Below are 17,739 nucleotides of genomic sequence, written 5' to 3' on the forward strand. Positions count from 1 at the left end.
CATCCATATAAAAAATGATCCTTGTCAAGATGATTAGGCACGATAAGCTGAAAAATTGGTTGGAATGTACAATCATCCCGCCCTTTTTTAGCTATAATGACAATTAACCTCACATATATATTCAAAAGACAGCCCGCAGCGGATATAATATGGCAAATAATATTACTGAAGCGCATGGGAGCAGCCTGCATAGCCGGGAGTTCCTGATAATATGCCGTTGAAAGGTCTGAGGAATGATGAGCCTGGAAGCTTTGAACGAACGAGTGAAAACCGATCTTTCCTATCTGGCCTACGGCGGAGCGGACTGGGTACGTCCGCTGGAGCATCCCGAAGGTCATGTATATGATGTTGTCATTGTCGGCGGCGGGCAGAGCGGACTCGGAGCGGCTTTTGGGCTGCTACGGGAGCGGATCTCCAATATTCTGGTGATTGACGAGAACAAGGAGGGGCTGGAAGGGCCTTGGGAGACTTATGCCCGGATGGTTACACTGCGGACCCCCAAGCACCTGACTTCTATTGATCTGGGAATTCCATCGCTGACCTTCCGCGCCTGGTGGGAAGCTCAGAGCGGTCCCGGGGCCTGGGAAGCGGTCGATAAAATTCCGCGCGGCGACTGGATGAATTATCTGCGCTGGTACCGCAGCGTGCTCAATTTGCCGGTCATTAATGAAGTAACCCTGAAGCTGATTGAGCCGGGCGGGAACGGTATTCACCGGCTGCATATCGCCGGAGCAGGAGCGCCATCTGAGGTGCTTTTGGCCCGTAAGGTTGTGTTGGCCACAGGCATCCAGGGCGGAGGCGAGTGGCATGTGCCAGAGATGATTGCGGCTAGCCTGCCGGAGCGCCTGTATGCCCATACGTCACAAGCCATTGATTTTGCCGCTCTGGCCGGCCGGAGGATCGCTATTCTCGGCGGCGGCGCATCGGCCTTTGACAATGCCAATTATGTGCTGTCGGAGGGTGCTGCCGAAGCTCATGTGTTTGTACGCCGCGAGCAGCTGCCCAGCATCAATCCGATCCGCCAGATGGAGCAATCGGGAATGATCGAACGGTTCCATACCCTGGCGGATGAGGACAAATACGGGGTTATCTCGCATTTCTTCAAATACAATCAGCCTCCGACGAATGATACCTTTGCCCGTGCAGCGGCCTGGCCGGGCTTCCGTCTCCATCTCGGCTCGCCTTGGCTGAAGGTGGAAGCAGCAGGTGATCAGGCGCTGGTAACTACCCCCAAGGAGGAGTTTGCGTTTGACTTTCTGATCGTCAGTACTGGGCTCCTCAGCGATCCCGCGCTGCGCCCGGAGCTGCGGCTGATTGAGCGTCACATCGCGCGCTGGAGCGACCGTTATCAGGCTCCGCCGGAAACGGCCAATCCGCTGCTCGATGCACATCCTTATCTTAGTCCCGGCTTCGCGCTGCAGAGCCGCGACAAGGCTGGTGAAGAGCAGCTGCACGGGCTGTTTGTCTTCAATTATTCCGCGCTGGCCAGCAATGGCTTGTCGGCCTCCGCAATTTCCGGAATGAGGAACGCAATTCCGAAGCTGGTTGCCGGTGTAGCGGATCAGCTGTTCACGGATGACCGTGAGGCAGTGCTGCAGGCTTTTTACGAATATGATGTGGCAGAATTTACGGGGGAGTGGCAGCCCGCCGGAATGAAATCATAAGCTTTCTATAGCCAAGGAAACCAAGGAATGTCCTTAAGCTGTTCTAATGGCTGGGACATTCTTTTTTTTATATGAGCGCACAACCCGCAAACGTTGACCTCGGCTCCCGGCTCATTGATAATAAAGAGGTTCATATTTCTTCTGCAGATTGGAGTAAGACCAATGACATACCGCAATTTGGAAGAATGCATTAATGACCTCGAAAAGCACGGGCATCTGGTGCGGATTACCGAGGAAGTCGATCCTCATCTTGAGATGGCAGCTATTCATATGAAGGTGTATGAGGCCGGCGGTCCTGCGTTATTATTCGAAAAGGTAAAAGGCTCCAAATACCGTGCTGTATCGAACCTGTTCGGGACGATTGAGCGCAGCAAGTTTATATTCCGGGATACCTGGGAATCTTCCCAGGATGTTATTGCCCTCCGGGATGATCCGGTGAAGGCGCTGAAGGCACCGTTTAAATATGTCGGTACAGGGCTTGCCGCCCGGAAGGCGCTGCCGCTCAAGCTGCCCGGCGGTCTTCCGTCCGGCTTCGAGGAAATTCAGATCTCCGACCTGCCGCAGATCAAGCACTGGCAGGGAGACGGCGGCGCTTTTGTCACGCTCCCGCAGGTCTATTCGGAAGACCCGGACAAGCCGGGGATCATGAATTCCAATCTCGGGATGTACCGGATTCAGCTCAGCGGCAACGATTATGAGATTAACAAAGAGGTCGGGGTCCATTACCAGATTCACCGTGGTATCGGGATTCACCAGAGCCATGCAGTCAAGCGCGGCGAGCCGCTCAAGGTCAGCTGCTTCATCGGCGGGCCTCCGGCTCATACGCTGTCGGCTGTTATGCCGCTGCCGGAAGGCCTTAGCGAGATGACCTTTGCCGGGCTGATCGGCGGACGCCATTTCCGCTACAGCTATGTTGACGGGTTCTGCGTCAGCGCGGATGCGGATTTTGTGATTACCGGCGAGATCCATCCGGGTGACACGAAGCCGGAAGGCCCGTTCGGCGACCATCTGGGCTATTACAGCCTGACTCATCCGTTTCCTGTCATGAAGGTGCATAAGGTCTATGCCAAAAAAGGGGCCATCTTCCCCTTCACCGTCGTCGGACGGCCGCCGCAGGAGGATACCGCCTTTGGCGAGCTGATCCATGAGCTGACCGGCAGTGCGATCAAGAATGAGGTGCCCGGTGTAAAAGAAGTGCATGCCGTCGATGCGGCAGGTGTGCATCCGCTGCTGTTCGCGATCGGCAGCGAGCGTTACACGCCGTACCAGCAGCTGAAGCAGCCGGCCGAGCTGCTGACGATAGCCAACCGCGTGCTTGGCACCGGCCAGCTCAGCCTGGCCAAGTATCTGTTCATTACCGCCGAGGAAGACCGTCCGGTCAGCACGCATGATATCCCTGATTTCCTGACGTACATTCTGGAGCGGATCGACCTGCGGCGGGATATTCATTTTCAGACCAATACGACGATTGATACACTGGATTACTCGGGAACGGGGATCAACACGGGGAGTAAGGTTGTTTTTGCCGCAGTTGGCGATAAGAAAAGAACCCTGTGCACCGAGGTGCCGGAGGTTCTGGCTTCTCTGGAGGGCTTCGGTGAGGCCAAGCTGGTACTGCCGGGTATAGTGGCACTCCAGGGACCTGCGTTCACAACCTATGAGGATACAGAGCAGGAAATGAGCCGCTTGAGTGCTGCGATTGAAGCACAGGGGCCGCTAGCGGAATGCCCGATGATCATCCTGTGCGATAACAGCGGGTTCATGAGCGAAGAGCTGAACAATTTCCTGTGGGCAACCTTTACGCGCAGCAACCCGTCGCATGATATTCACGGTGTAAACAGCAGAATCGTACACAAGCACTGGGCCTGCGACAATGTCATTATTGATGCCCGTGTGAAGCCGCACCAGGCGCCGCCGCTCATTCCAGATCCGGATGTACAGCGCAATATTGAACGGGTGTTTGCCCAGGGCGGAAGCCTCAGCGGCATCCGTAAATAATTTATAAGAGATGTTCCGTCAGCCGGGTAACGGTAGGGCGGGCATCTCTTTTCTTTTCTATAGTGTAATCTCACTTCTAACGGACCCAGTTGCCGTTATTTGCGGGTTTTAAGGTGTTTTTGAATCCTAACGGACCCAGTTGCCCTTATTGCTGATGATTTCGAGCTGATGGCATGATTTTTGGCAAAATAAGGGCTGTGGAGTCCGTTAGCCTGTGCGAGTGCCCTGAATTTGCGAAATAACGTCATCTGAGTCCGTTAGCGTTATCTACAATTCGCAGACCGCACACCGCACACCGCACACCGCACACTGCATGTAGTGCTATCATCTGGTATAGTCCGTTAATGAAGGTCAGAGTTATCGCAGCTCACCGCCTTCAACTGTTCATTTGAAGAAACCTATGCGCTCCTTTATACTGGGTAGGAAAAATATGGATGATAGAGCTGGTGCGTCCCATAACGATCAGTATGAGGTGAATTCATTGAAAGTATTGGAAACAGAGCGGCTGATATTGCGGCGATTCAAGCCTGAGGATGCCACGGATTTGTATGAGTACCTTTCCAGGGAGGACGTTGTGAAATTTGAGCCATACGGTGTACATGATGAGGTACAGTGCGAGGCCGAGGCGCTGCGGCGTTCCGGTGATCCGGCGTTTTGGGCCGTCTGCCTGAAGGCTTCGGGGAAGCTGATCGGCAATCTGTATTTTCAGCAGCAGCAGCCTGCCGGGGGCTGCTGGATTACGGATTTACAGAGCTGCAGATGCGGCGTGTAACGGCCCATTGTGATCCGGATAATTCACCGTCATGGCGGCTGCTTGAGCGGCTGAAGCTGCGCAGAGAGGGCTATTTCCGCGAGACCGGTTATTGTAAGCATGATGAGCATGGTGATCCCAAATGGCATGATACCTTTGCATATGGCCTGCTGGGGAGCGAATGGTTCAGTATGGCGGAGCCGGTGAAATGAGATGAAACTGAACAGGCTGCTGGGGATCGTGGTATACCTGCTTAACAGGGAAGTAGTCAGTGCACGTGCCCTGGCTGACAAATTTGAGGTTTCACCGCGGACGATTCAGCGTGACATGGACTCCATTGGGGAGGCGGGTATCCCGGTGGGCTCCATACAGGGCAAGAGCGGCGGCTATTATATTCTGGACAGCTTCAAAATGAACAGGCAATTGCTCCAGTCTGAGGATTACATGTACATATTGGCTGCATTAAAAGGTCTGATCTCAGGCTATAACAGCAGGCGGGCAGAGGAGACGGTGGAAAAAATGATATCCCTGTCCCCGGCGGGCCTTCCGTTTGAACAGCCGTTCCGGCTGCAGCTTGATACGTTGCGCGAGGGCAGCGGAACCTTACACTCTATCGAAGTGCTCGAAGAAGCGATCCGCAGCCGGACTGCAGTACAGTTCCAATACACGGATGCACAGCAGTCTGTGACAAGCCGTTATGTGGAGCCTTTGCTTTTGTCATACAGATGGTATGCCTGGTATCTGTTTGCCTATTGCTGTGAACGGGAGGATTACCGGCTGTTCCGTCTGTCGCGGATCAGGGAGATCCGGAATACCGGTCAGGCCTTTGTCCATAGTCATGGGAATGCGGAGCAGCTGCTTGCTGCCCATCAGGATGTGCGGCCTTACATCAGCATCAAGCTTACCTGTCCTGCCGACAGGAGAGTTCAGCTGGAAGAGGCATTTCCAAATGCAAGGGTAGTTGAAGAACGCTGCGGTGAGCTGATCCTGCAATTCAGTGTGCCTGAGACGGAGACCGGCTGGTTCGGGGTCCTCCTGCTGAACGCCGGCAGCTGTACCGTGCTGGAGCCTGAGACGCTGCGCCAGCAGCTGCAGAGCCACGCCCGGATGATTTTGCAGCAATATATGTAAATGACGACAGGCTGTTGTCCGGTTTACCTGCTTATAATAAACTCATTCCCATTTATTAAGGAGGATTTTACCATGAAGCTTGGTAGTACAGACCCTTATACCAGTTGCCCCAAATATGAAACCGGAAGCTTCAGCCTGAGGTTAGTCCGGATGGACGATGCTGCGGATTTGCTAAGATGCTACAGTGATCCTGAATCGATCCCTCTGTTTAACAGCGACAACTGCCTTTACGGGTTCAGCATGAACAAGCTTGAGGAAATAGAGAGTTGTATTGAAGCCTGGCTGGCAGAATTCCGGGCACGGGGGTTTATACGATTCAGTATTGTTGAACAAACGTCTGAGCGGGCAATCGGTACAATCGAATTTTTCACCAGAAAGCTGGGGCAAGGGGAAGAACAGGCGGAGGCTGGCATCCTGAGACTTGATCTGGCCTCTGAGTATGAGCAGGCTGATGTGTTATCTGAAATGCTGGAACTGGTTGAGCAGCGGTTTCCGGAGCATTTTACATTTGACGGTCTGTTAACCAAGGCAGTTCCGCAGGCGGTGCACCGGGTTGCAGTGCTTCAGAGACTGGGCTACAACAAGCTGGAGAGAAGCAGGGAGCTGCCTTACGGGGATTATTACATAAAGAGGATGCCGTAGAGAAAAATTATCCCAGCCTCTCCATAGGGAGCTCATCAAATCTACCTAATCACTCTACTAACAGGTATTAATCATTCAGAGATGGAGACAATGGCATCTAAGAACTGTTTTTCAGGGGGATGCCATTCATGAATGACGAAGAGGTTTACAGGCTGCATTTACAACTGCTCAATGTATACGAAAAAAGCATACGGCCTTCCGGGGCAAACCAGCGGCAGATTGATCATTATAAGCAGCAGCTGTTCATGTATGCAGAGGACAGTGTCCAGCGGATTTTTGTGTTAAACCAGCTATTAAAGCTGCATGAAGATTCCCGGGAATATCTTGTCAAGGATTGTGCAGACCGCTACTTTTCAAGAGACCATTACGAGGGTACGGAATCCAGCGTGTAGCTATATCAGCAGGAGTATTCTTTTTCCCGGCCAGAAAGGTATTTTACAGCCCGTCCAAACTCCCAGGTGGAGCCTTGGCCGGGCTAATTTTTTTGCAGAAGAATGTCGAAAAAAGAAGTAGGAATAAGATAGCGTTAAGAGTAGAATGAAACAGCACTATCAAGAACCGGGGGCAAAGCTAGAGTAGAGAAATAGTATAGAAATTAAGGGTGGTTGGCGGCGGATGGACAAAGGCAGGACGTACAGGTTATGGGCGGCTCTGGCGCTGTACATATCGGCCTGTATCTGGGTGGAGATCCAATACAGCAAAATACTGTGGATGATGATTATAGCAGGCGGGCCGCTTCTGGTCTGCAGGGCTTATTGGAAAAGCGGAGGCGGCGAAAAGTCTGAGTTAAGCAGATCACGGAACTGGATTCAGCTTGCTTTTCTGCTGTGGTCAGCGGGCAACCTCTTCGTGGCTGTATTTCCCGGAGGCCTGGAAATCAGATTCGGGGAAGAGCCGTATAGCGTGCTGCTGGCGGTGATGGTTCATATTCCGGCCAGAGTTGCGATTCTGTTAGGCATTTATCAAATATACAGGGGACTGAAAAAGCGGATCAGCAGGCTGCAGGTTCTGTGGGATCAGATTACAACTGCAGAGTGTATTGTCGGCAGTGTATGGTTTATCTTTTTTCAGGATGAAACCTTTCACTGGATAACGGGCGGCCTGCAGTCGTTCGCTGTATTCTTTTTTCTGCTCGTACCGCTGCTGGTGCTGGCCGGACTTATCCTGATCTGGATTTATACGGACAGCAGCCAGCGTACACACGGCTTTATCCTGCTGATTTCGGGCATTGCCCTGATCGGGATGCTTGATCTGATCCAGGCGCTGCATGGCGGAATGATCTCAAGTCCATACATAGACAGCCTGTACAGGCTCTCCATCGCAGGTATTGCAGCCAGCGGTATTATGGGGACGCTGCAGATAGGCAGAACAGAATCAGCTGCAAAGCCGGAGAATACTCCGCGAATGCTTAAGGGCGGAGCCCTCTTTTTATTCTACCCTGTAATCATTGTGCTGCTGAAAGGCTTCTCTGTTTACGTTTTTTTGTACTTTACGATCATCATCATGGCCTATTTCATTGTAAGGCTGTATGCCAAGCAGACCAGCGCCGCCAAAAAAATGCTGGAAACGGAAAGGGAGTACAACGAGAAGCTGCGCCTTTATCTGAATGTTATTGAGCAGGCGCCGATGTCTATTCTGATTACTGATAAAGACAGGCGTATCGAATATATCAACCCTTACTTTACCGAGGTGACCGGATACTCCAAGGAAGAAATTCTCGGCAAGACACCGTCCCTCCTGAAGACAGACAGGACCAGCCGTGAAACCTATAACCAATTAAATGACATGCTGGAGACAAGGGGGAGATGGCACGGAGAGTTTGTTAACCGTAAAAAGAACGGCGAGGAATACACCGAAGCCGTGCTCGTCTCCTCCATTAAAAATGAAAACGGCGAGGTTACGCATTACGTCGGCATCAAAGAGGATATTTCCGAAAACAAGCGCATGAAAAAAGAGCTGTCAGACCAGCTGTACTTCACCTCACAGTTAATTGATACGCTGCCGCATCCGCTTTTTTATATTGATGACCGGCATTGCTTTCTCGGCTGTAATGCCGCTTATGAGCAGGCTTTTCAGGTGTCGCGCAGTAGGCTGGCCGGGATTCCGATGAGCATGCTGCCGCATTTGCCGGAGGACGGGTACCGTAATCTCAGCGAGATGATGACAGAAGTGGCGGCGACCGGCAGATCCTCGAACCGGCAGATTGTCAGAACCTTTGCTTCAGGGGAGGATCATCATATCCTCTATTCCCTGTCTGCTTTCCGTTTGTCCGATTATTCGGTCGGCGGGTATCTGGGGATTATGACGGACATCAGCGATCTGAAGCATAAGGAAAAACAGTTAATGGATAACCGCAATTTCCTCGATGCCATTATCAGCCATATGCCGGTTATGATAACGGTGAAGGATGCGCAGAACCTGAAGATTTTTAAGGCTAACCAGGCCAGTGCGGATTTCCTGGGCGTAGCTCCTGAGCAGCTGGTCGGTCTGGATTTGCGGACGGTGTTCCCTGAGGAAATTGCGCGCAAGCTGATGGATGCGGATAAAAAAGTACTCGCCACCGGCCAGACCTTCAGCGAAATTGAGATTATTCCGGACGACGGTGAGCACTGTAACCTTAGATATGTACAGACCACCAAGCTCCCGATTATGGATGCGGAGGGACAGCCGCTGTATCTGCTTAGCGTCTCCGAAGATATTACCGAAGCTAAACGGAAAGAAGCAGAGCTGAAATATGCACTGAATCTGGCTGAGGAAGCGACAGCAGCCAAGTCACAGTTTCTGGCCAACATGAGCCATGAGATCCGTACACCGATGAATGCGATTATCGGAATGGCCTATCTGGCGCTAAAGACCGGCCTAAACCCTGTGCAGCAGGATTATATCTCCAAAATCCACAATGCTGGTACTTCGCTGCTGGGCATTATCAATGAAATTCTTGATTTTTCAAAGGTGGAGTCAGGCAAGCTGGAGCTGGAGAATATGGAATTTACACTAATGGAGATTATCTCCGGGGCACTGGATATGTCCAGTCAGGCGGCTGAGGAAAAGGGGCTGCAGCTGCTGTGTGAGATTCCGCCCGATGTGCCTGCAAGGCTCAGAGGTGACCCGCTCCGTCTGGGGCAGATTATTAGCAATCTGCTTAGCAACGCGATTAAATTCACCGAGGAGGGTGAAGTTTCCATTGCAGTTGAGCTGAACAGCAGGGTTGACAGCAGGGTCAAGCTGCAAATCAGCGTGCGCGATACCGGCATCGGCATGAGCAAAGAGACAGAGAGCAAGGTGTTTCAGGCCTTTACCCAGGCCGACAGCTCGACTACGCGGAGGTTTGGCGGAACAGGGCTTGGACTGGCCATCAGCCGCAAGCTTGCCGAAATTATGGGCGGCAGCCTGTGGGTCGACAGTGTGGAAGGACAGGGCAGCACCTTTGCTTTTACCGCCTGGTTTGATCTGGCGCAGAATCCGGATACCCCGGTTCTGCTGTTCCCGGAAGCGGCTTCCCCTGCGCAGGAAAAGGATTACAGGCTGACGGGGATCCGGGTGCTGGTAGCCGAAGACAATGAGATTAACCGTCAGATTGCCGCTGAGCTGCTGAGAAGCCAGGGCATGCAGCCGGAACTCGCAGTGAACGGGGCTGAAGCGGTGCGGATGATCGAAGCAATGCCTGCAGACCGGCCCTACAGCATCGTGCTGATCGATCTGCAAATGCCGGAGATGGACGGCTTCGAAGCGGCGGCCAGAATCCGTAAGCTGCATCCGGAGCTGCCCGTTATCGCCATGACGGCCCGGACGATGCAGGAGGAGCGGGAACGCAGCTTTGCTGCAGGCATGAACGGCCATGTTGCCAAGCCCATTGACCCGGATATCCTGTTCACTACGATCAGCAGATGGGTTACAGACGGGACATCCAGGCAGGCTGCCGAGAGTGGTGTAAATGCTGCTGGACCTGATGCTGATGCAATGTCAATCCTGCGGCTCGGCGGGATTGATACGGCGGGCGGTCTGAGCCGGTTGGGGCACAACCGGGCATTGTACATCAGCCTGCTGCTGAAATATGCCGGCAGCCAGCGTGAAACGGTTCAGAATCTGCGAAAAGCGATCCTTAAAGAGGAGGCTGCAGCAGCGGAGAGGCTTGCTCATAACCTAAGGGGAGTATCGGGCAATCTCGGGGTTACCGAGGTAGAGAAGCTGGCCGGTACACTGGGTAAAATGGTCACCCGGGCAGCAGAGCCGGAGGTGCTGGAAGAGCTGCTGCGCAGGCTGGAAGCGGCGGTGCAGGACATTTCTGAGAAAATCGGCGGGGAGCTGGGCAGCAATCTGCGTACTGCAGTGCAGGCGGAGGAGACAGGACCGCCGCTGAATCCGCCTGTGGAGCTGCTTGAGCGGCTGCTGGAGCTGCTGACAGATGATGACAGTGAAGCCGTTCATTATTATGCCGATATAAGGGGAAAGGTGGCCCATCTGATCCAACCGGCAGATGTGAAGCGGCTGGAGCGCAGTCTTGACCGGTTTGAATACGAGGAGGCTGTGGAAATCACCAGGCAGGCTATCCTCGAAAGTCATTATGAACAGAGGTTGATGTAAACAATGCTGGATTTAAGACCTGTTATATTAGTCGTTGACGACACGCCGGACAATATTGCGCTGCTCAGCGGGCTGTTGAAGGAATGCTACAAGGTGAAGGTGGCTACAAACGGCGAAAGGGCGCTGCATATTGCCAAGGCTGCTCCGCCCGACCTGATTTTGCTGGATGTTATGATGCCGGGTATGGACGGTTACGAAACCTGCCGCAGGCTGATGCAGGATGAGGTGCTGAGGGAGATCCCGGTGATTTTTCTGACAGCTAAAGAAGAGGAGGAGGACGAGAACAAGGGCTTCGATTCCGGAGCAGTCGATTATATTACCAAGCCGATCAGTGCGCCGATCCTTCTGTCGCGTGTGAAGACACATCTGACACTGAAGCGCTCCAAGGATTTTCTTGCTGATAAAAACCAGTATCTCGAAGCAGAGATTTCCCGGCGGATCCAGGAAATATCGCTGATCCAGGAGGTCTCGGTTATGGCGATGGCGGCGCTGGCGGAAATGCGTGATCCGGAGACAGGCAATCATATTCAGAGAACCAAGCTGTATATCAAGGAGCTGGCAACCCGGCTGGGCCGGACGGAAAAATATGCGGACATCCTCACCCCCGAGCATATCGGCCTGATTGTTACCTCGGCTCCGCTGCATGACATCGGCAAGGTGGGTATCCCTGACCATATTCTTCTTAAGCCGGGCAAGCTGACGGACGAAGAATTTGAAGTGATGAAGACGCATACGACCCAGGGCCGGGATGCCGTTCTGCGTGCCGAGCGGCTGATGAACAGCACCGAAACCTTTTTGCGGTTCGCGAAGGAAATCGTCTATTCCCATCATGAAAAATGGGACGGAACCGGTTATCCGCAGGGGCTGGCCGGTGAAGCGATTCCCTTGTCCGCAAGGCTGATGGCGGTTGCCGATGTGTACGACGCTCTGACCAGCAAGCGTGTATACAAAGAGGCGATGAGCCATGAGCAGGCAGTCGGCATTATTGTCTCGGACGCCGGCCGGCATTTTGATCCTGATATTGTGGAGATCTTTGTGAAATGCTGCCATAAATTTCAGGAGATTTCTGAGCAGTATTAAGCGTCTAGCTGCCTAGGCCTATGGAATACTGGCCGGTGCTTATTGCAGGGACAGTTATGCTTATACGTACCACCAGCAGATCCGGCGTTAATATTATTAATGGCGAACAAGGCACACTGGCAGGCGATAGCAGGTAGAGTCATAACAAGCTGTAGCCATACTTTGCAGTGGTTCTAAATTGAGCCCGCCCAGCCTCCTGCTGCAGGAGGCTGGGCGGGCTTTGGTGTTTGCATACAGCCGGAAAGGGCAGGTGGTGTGCTGTCTGGTAGGGATAGAGGGAGAAATCCCACTAAAGAGATCAGTTACCGATTTCGGTGGAAACGGGCCAGGAGGCGAAATGAGAGGCAACAATGCCTCTCATTACCGCTGCCCTTCCCGCCGCTAAGCCGTATAAATCCCCGCGCCGTCCTTCCGGCGCCGCGCCTCGATGACCTCCTCATAGTCCCTGATGAGCCGGTCAAAAATCTCATCCCACGAGCGGCTGAGCGCCAGCCGCCGGCCTTCGCGGCCCATCGCCAGGCGCAGCTCCGGCTGCCCCGCCAGCCGGCAGATGGCTTCGGCCATCGCCCCCGGCTGCTGCGGGCTAAGCAGGATGCCGCTCCGGCCGGGGGCGACCAGCTCGCTTGGGCCGCCTGCGTCTGCGGCGATCACCGGCAGGCCGGAGGCCATAGCCTCCAGCACGACATTGCCGAAGGTTTCCGTACTGGACGGAAACACGAACAGGTCGCCGGAGGCATACAGCTCCGCCAGCTCCCCGCCATGCCGGCTGCCGGCGAAGCTGACATTGCGCGGAGCGTCAGCCCGCAGCTCCGGCAGCAGCGGACCATCGCCCACGACGAGCAGATGGACGGCGGCGGCAACGGATTCCGGGAGCAGGCGCATGGCCGCCATGAGTGTGGGCAGATCTTTTTCCGGAGCCACCCGTCCTACATAGAGCAGCAGCAGCGGAGCTTCAATCCCGTAACGCTCCCGCACCTCAGCTGAACGTTTTGCCGGATCGTACAGCACGCAGTCGACCCCTCTCGACCATTGCCGCAGACCGGACAAGCCGTGTGCCCGCAGGACACCTGCTGTCTCCCGGGAGGGGACAAGCACAGCATCGCAGGTGCGGTGAAACCATTTCATGTATTTCCAGTAGAGCGGAATCAGCCCCCGCATCCGGTAATAATGCAAATAACGGTCAAAATGGGTGTGGTAGGAGGCGATGTGCGGGAGGCTGTGCTTTTGGGCGTACCGCAGCCCGCACAGGCCGAGGTTAAAGGGAGTGGCCATATGCAGCAGGTCAGGACGGAAAGAACGCAGCTCCTGCTGAATCGAGGATATACCCGTCAGCGCCAGCCGGCACTCCGGATACAGGAAGAAGGGGATACTGGAGATTTTACGCACCGGATCATCGCATTCTTCCTCTGAGGCCGATGTCGGGGTGAACAGCAAATGTTCAATTCCGCGGCGGTGCAGATGGCTGGTCAGCCGGTGAAGCGTACGGGCGACGCCGTTGGTCTGCGGAAGATAAGTGTCTGTAAACAGGGCAAGACGCATCAATATCCCCTCCAGAGCTCTGATTGCCCTGATCATAACAGGTGAATATTTGATGGGAGTCAGCGGAATGTTAAGGCTTTTTTCGGGATTGCCGGCATGTCCAAGCACTTTACGCTCCGTTGATACAAATCAGCATAACCGCAAACACTCGTCCACTATAGTTATTTAAAAAATAAACTATAGGAGTGACAACGACTTGAAAAGATCAGGCACAACCATCCTCTCTCTGCTGCTTGCAGCTGAAATCGCACTTGTTCCCGCCTGGAGCGCGGCCCCTGCAGCGGCGGCTGCCGCACAGCTGCCGGGCACTCCGTATAATGCTGACGGTACTTATAATGTAAATATTCCTCATATTATTGTGAATCAGGTTTATGGCGGAGGGGATGCAGATACTACCGGCGGCTATTTTTCAAACGGCTATATTGAGCTGTATAATCCATTGGACACAGAGGTTGACCTGAGCGGCTGGTCGCTGCAATATTCCGATCCGGCAATGAACGGGGCATGGAGCAGGCTGGAGCTGAGCGGCACCATCAAGGCACACTCCTCTTTCCTCATTACCGACAGCAAAAATAACCCGACCTTCCAGAGCGACATCAGCGCCAAAGGAGACCAGACGTGGGGCGGACTTCTTTTCAATAATAAAGGCATGAAGGTTGTGCTGCTGAGTAATACGGACCTGCTGACTGCAGCCAATCCGTTCGCGAGCAAAACAGCGGCTTATGTGGACATGATCGGCACAGCAGGAAATGACAAAGGCTCCGCCATAGACGGCTACGAAGGAGATTATCCGACCGGCAAGGAGGAGGGAACCTCCAAGCAGAAATCGGTGCGCCGCGCGGACTTCACTGATACGGACAATAATAAAGGCGACCTGAAGCAGATCAGCTTCGACAATCTGGATGCGGCGGGCATGAATCTGATGAAGCCGCACAGCAGCGCGGACGGGGCGTGGAGCATCAAAGCACCGGCTCTCGGCGTAGCAACCACCGAACTGCCAGCGGCGGCGGCAGGCTCACCATATACAGTTGCTTTGTCGGTGTACGGCGGCGTACAGCCTTATTCCTTCAGTGCAGAAGGGCTGCCGGAAGGCCTTAAGCTTGATGCAGCTGCCGGTACGATCAGCGGGACTCCGCTTATGGCAGGCACATCAACTGTTAGCTATACCGTATATGACAGCGCCGCAACGCCTGCCAAAGTTACAGGAATCCTCAAGCTGGAAGTGGGCAAGCCTGCTGCTAAGCCCAAACAAGATCTAATCAGCATTACCAAAATCGGAGGCTATTCCGTAGGTACGACGAATAAGGACGGCGGTGTAGCCGAGATTGTCAGATACAACCGGGATAACGGTAAGTTTTATCTGGTTAACGGTTCGACGCAGCCTGCAACTGTAGATGTGGTTAACCTCAAAGATGGCGCTCATCCGGAAAAAGAGACCAGCATCAATGTAGAGGCACTGTCCGAGACAGGCGGCTTCGTGTACGGTGATTTGACCAGTGTGGACATTAATACGGAAACCAAGCGGATTTCTGTAGCGGTGCAGGAAGCCGATGCCATGAAGAACGGCAAGGTGCTTGTGCTTGATTATGACGGCAAGCTGCTGGAAACCTTTGAGGCCGGGGTTCAGCCGGATATGGTTAAATATACGGCAGACGGCCGGTATATCCTGACTGCTGATGAGGCAGAGCCGCGTACGCTGGCAGGCGATCCTGAAGGCAGTGTGACCATTATCGACACAGTGACCAAAGCGGTAAACCGGGTAAGGTTCGATAACCCTGAGGTGATTGATGATCTTGTGCATATCCGCAGCGCGGTTGACCCGGAGACGAAGCTGATTACCGGTGAAGGCGCCAAAGAAGACGCTGTGCGTGACCTGGAGCCGGAATTTATCGAGCTGTCCGAAGACCAGAAAACGGCCTATGTCAGCCTTCAGGAGAACAACGCTATAGCCGCTGTAGATATTGTATCCGGGAAGCTGCTCTCGGTTAAGGGTCTGGGAGTAAAGAACCTGAATGATCCGGGCAACGCGCTCGACCTGCTCAATGACGGTAAGATTCAACTTGAAAATGTACCGTTCTTCGGTGTATACATGCCGGATGGAATCAGCCAGTACACGGTAAACGGCAAAACCTATTTATTCACGGCCAACGAAGGCGATGCAACAGAATGGGACAGCAAGGAGAATACCAGCACCATCGGCAAAATGAAAGGCTCGCTCAATCCGGATTCGGATGCCGCGGGGTTCCTGGCCGGAACAACAAAGTATGATGGTGTTGAAGTGATGTCGGATATGGGGCATGACGGCATTTATCTGTACGGAGGCCGTTCCTTCTCCATCTGGGATGCTTCTGACATGAAGCGGGTGTATGACAGCGGCAGCGATTTTGAGCAGATAACGGCTGAACGTCTGCCGGCTTACTTCAATGCCAGCAACAGCAACACTACCCTGGACAGCCGCAGCAGCAAAAAGGGGCCTGAGCCGGAATATGTAAAAATCGGCAAGGTAGGCAAGAAGGCGCTGGCCTTTATCGGGCTGGAGCGGATCGGCGGTCTGATGACCTACGATGTGACTAGTCCGGAGCAGCCGGAGTTTGTGAACTATATGAATACACGCGAGTTTACTCCGAAGAACAATCTGGCGACAGACACCGGGCCGGAAGGAATCGAGTTCATTGCGGCAGCAGACAGCCCGACCGGCCTGCCATTAGTACTGGTCGCCAATGAGGTCGGCGGCACGGTTGCCATCTACCAGCTGAATGTGACTAAGGTAACCCTGGACAAGACCGAGTTGTCCCTGCAGGCCGGCAGTTCAGCAGCAGTGCTTACAGCAGCAGTGCAGCCTGCGGGTGAGGGTGCGGAAGGGCTGGCTTGGAGTTCTTCCAATACAGCTGTAGCTGCTGTAGATCAGACAGGCAAGGTCACGCCGTTGACAGCGGGAACAGCCGTAATCTCTGTATACAGTGCAGACGGCTATGGACTGGCTGAAGCTAAGGTGACTGTGCAGGCAGCCGATACCGTAATCAGCCAGCCTGGCTCAAGCCCTTCGGGCGGATCAACTGCAGTGGTGTCCACACCGGCTGCAGGAGTGAGTACTTCTGACGGTAAGGCAATCCTGGGAATCAAAGCAGCAGCGGATGCGGCGGGCAATCCATCGTATCCGGTCAGTACAGCAGAGGTGACAGCAGCCCTTGAGGCATTGAAGAGCTCAGCCGCGGACGAACTGGTATTCCGCACGGCTGCAGGGAATACTGCAGGGTCGGCGACGCTCAATATTCCTGCGGCAGCCTGGACCGAGATTACCGGTAGCACAGCGCAGACAGTTACCTTTGCAAGCGGCACCGGCACGATTTCCCTGGACCGGGCTGCGGTCACTGCTATTCAAACTGCCGCCGCAGGTGAGGCGGTCAGCCTGATGATTGCTGCTGCTAATCTCACAACCGGCTCAAGCCTGATCGGAAGCCGTCCGGTAGTGAGCCTTGAGGTCAAGACCGGCAGCCGTAACATTTCCAGCTTCGGCACAGGCGGAGCGGTGGTAAGTGTTCCTTATACTCTTGCTGCGGGAGAAGATGCCGCTGCTATAGTTGCTTATTATGTATCACCAGCGGGCGGGCTGACGGTGCTGCCGGCCAGCAGCTATAATGCGGCAACCGGCCAGCTGACCTTCCAGACCTCGCATTTCTCGATGTATGCTGTCGGTTATAACAAACCGGCCTTTACTGATACAGCATCCAGCTATGCGCAGGATTCCATCACCTATCTGGCAGCACGCGGGATTATTTCAGGAATCTCTGCAGAGCAGTTTGGCCTAAAAAGCAAGCTGAGCCGTGGGGACGCAGCGCTGCTGCTGGCCCGACTGGCCGGAGCGGAGCTGGGTAATGCAGCAACCGGCAGCTTTACTGATGTGCAGGCAGACGATTATTTCGCTGCTGCGGTCAGCTGGGCCAGCGTGAACGGAATCGTGAACGGTACAGGCGACGGCAAATTTGCACCAGAAGCCAATGTTTCACGGGAGCAGCTGGCGGTGATGATTGTCCGTCTGGCTGAAGCGATGAACTGGAGCCTGCCGGTGAACAGCGGTGCAGCGGCCAGCTTCGCTGATCAGGCATCGATCAGCAGTTACGCACAGGAAGCTGCAACAGCAGTCCAGCAGGCAGGCATCCTGTCCGGCCAGGCAGCAGCGGACGGCAAGGTTAACTTTGCCCCGCAGGCGCCGGCAACCCGTGAAGAAACAGCACAGCTGCTGGCTAAACTGCTGAAGGCTGTACAGTAACACTGCCATATAGCAGGTGGTATTCCGCGCCGCAAATAACCGTAGAAAGCGGCTGGATATTTTAAGCGGCGCGGATACTT

Annotated in this window: 9 protein-coding genes and 1 pseudogene; 9 read left to right on the forward strand and 1 reads right to left on the reverse strand. The window is 54.1% G+C overall.

The window, feature by feature from the left end:
- Nucleotides 1-236: 236 nt before the first annotated feature.
- The 8 genes and pseudogenes from BLR64_RS15090 (at nt 237) to BLR64_RS15125 (ending at nt 11,850) form a co-directional block, all read left to right on the forward strand.
- Nucleotides 237-1,664, forward strand: a complete 1,428-nt coding sequence (locus BLR64_RS15090; protein WP_090715380.1) for an NAD(P)-binding domain-containing protein — start codon at nt 237-239, stop codon at nt 1,662-1,664.
- Nucleotides 1,665-1,826: 162 nt separating this feature from the next.
- On the forward strand, nt 1,827-3,662 hold the full coding sequence (locus tag BLR64_RS15095; protein WP_090715341.1) for a UbiD family decarboxylase: 1,836 nt from the start codon (nt 1,827-1,829) through the stop codon (nt 3,660-3,662).
- 430 nt (nt 3,663-4,092) lie between these two features.
- Nucleotides 4,093-4,625 (forward strand): annotated as a pseudogene (locus tag BLR64_RS15100) (GNAT family N-acetyltransferase).
- 1 nt (nt 4,626) lies between these two features.
- Nucleotides 4,627-5,544 (forward strand): helix-turn-helix transcriptional regulator, encoded by a 918-nt coding sequence (locus BLR64_RS15105; protein ID WP_090715343.1) that lies wholly within the window; start codon nt 4,627-4,629, stop codon nt 5,542-5,544.
- A 72-nt stretch (nt 5,545-5,616) separates the two neighbouring features.
- Nucleotides 5,617-6,186 (forward strand): GNAT family N-acetyltransferase, encoded by a 570-nt coding sequence (locus BLR64_RS15110; protein WP_090715344.1) that lies wholly within the window; start codon nt 5,617-5,619, stop codon nt 6,184-6,186.
- A 128-nt stretch (nt 6,187-6,314) separates the two neighbouring features.
- Nucleotides 6,315-6,578: a hypothetical protein gene (locus BLR64_RS15115; RefSeq protein ID WP_244157715.1), complete on the forward strand. Its 264-nt coding sequence runs from the start codon at nt 6,315-6,317 to the stop codon at nt 6,576-6,578.
- A gap of 223 nt (nt 6,579-6,801) precedes the next feature.
- Nucleotides 6,802-10,770 (forward strand): PAS domain-containing protein, encoded by a 3,969-nt coding sequence (locus tag BLR64_RS15120; protein WP_090715348.1) that lies wholly within the window; start codon nt 6,802-6,804, stop codon nt 10,768-10,770.
- Nucleotides 10,771-10,773: 3 nt separating this feature from the next.
- Complete coding sequence (locus BLR64_RS15125; RefSeq protein ID WP_090715350.1) at nt 10,774-11,850, forward strand: response regulator; 1,077 nt, start codon at nt 10,774-10,776, stop codon at nt 11,848-11,850.
- Between the two features lie 381 nt (nt 11,851-12,231).
- Here the strand turns inward: BLR64_RS15125 and BLR64_RS15130 are convergent, their stop codons facing one another.
- A complete protein-coding gene (locus BLR64_RS15130) occupies nt 12,232-13,389 on the reverse strand; it encodes a glycosyltransferase family 4 protein (protein WP_090715381.1) in 1,158 nt (385 codons plus the stop codon).
- 196 nt (nt 13,390-13,585) lie between these two features.
- Here BLR64_RS15130 and BLR64_RS15135 point away from each other — a divergent pair, with 196 nt between their 5' ends.
- On the forward strand, nt 13,586-17,659 hold the full coding sequence (locus BLR64_RS15135) for a choice-of-anchor I family protein (RefSeq protein WP_090715351.1): 4,074 nt from the start codon (nt 13,586-13,588) through the stop codon (nt 17,657-17,659).
- Nucleotides 17,660-17,739 lie beyond the last annotated feature (80 nt).

Origin of the sequence: Paenibacillus typhae (assembly GCF_900099765.1) — a bacterium.
Classification (GTDB): domain Bacteria; phylum Bacillota; class Bacilli; order Paenibacillales; family Paenibacillaceae; genus Paenibacillus_AQ; species Paenibacillus_AQ typhae.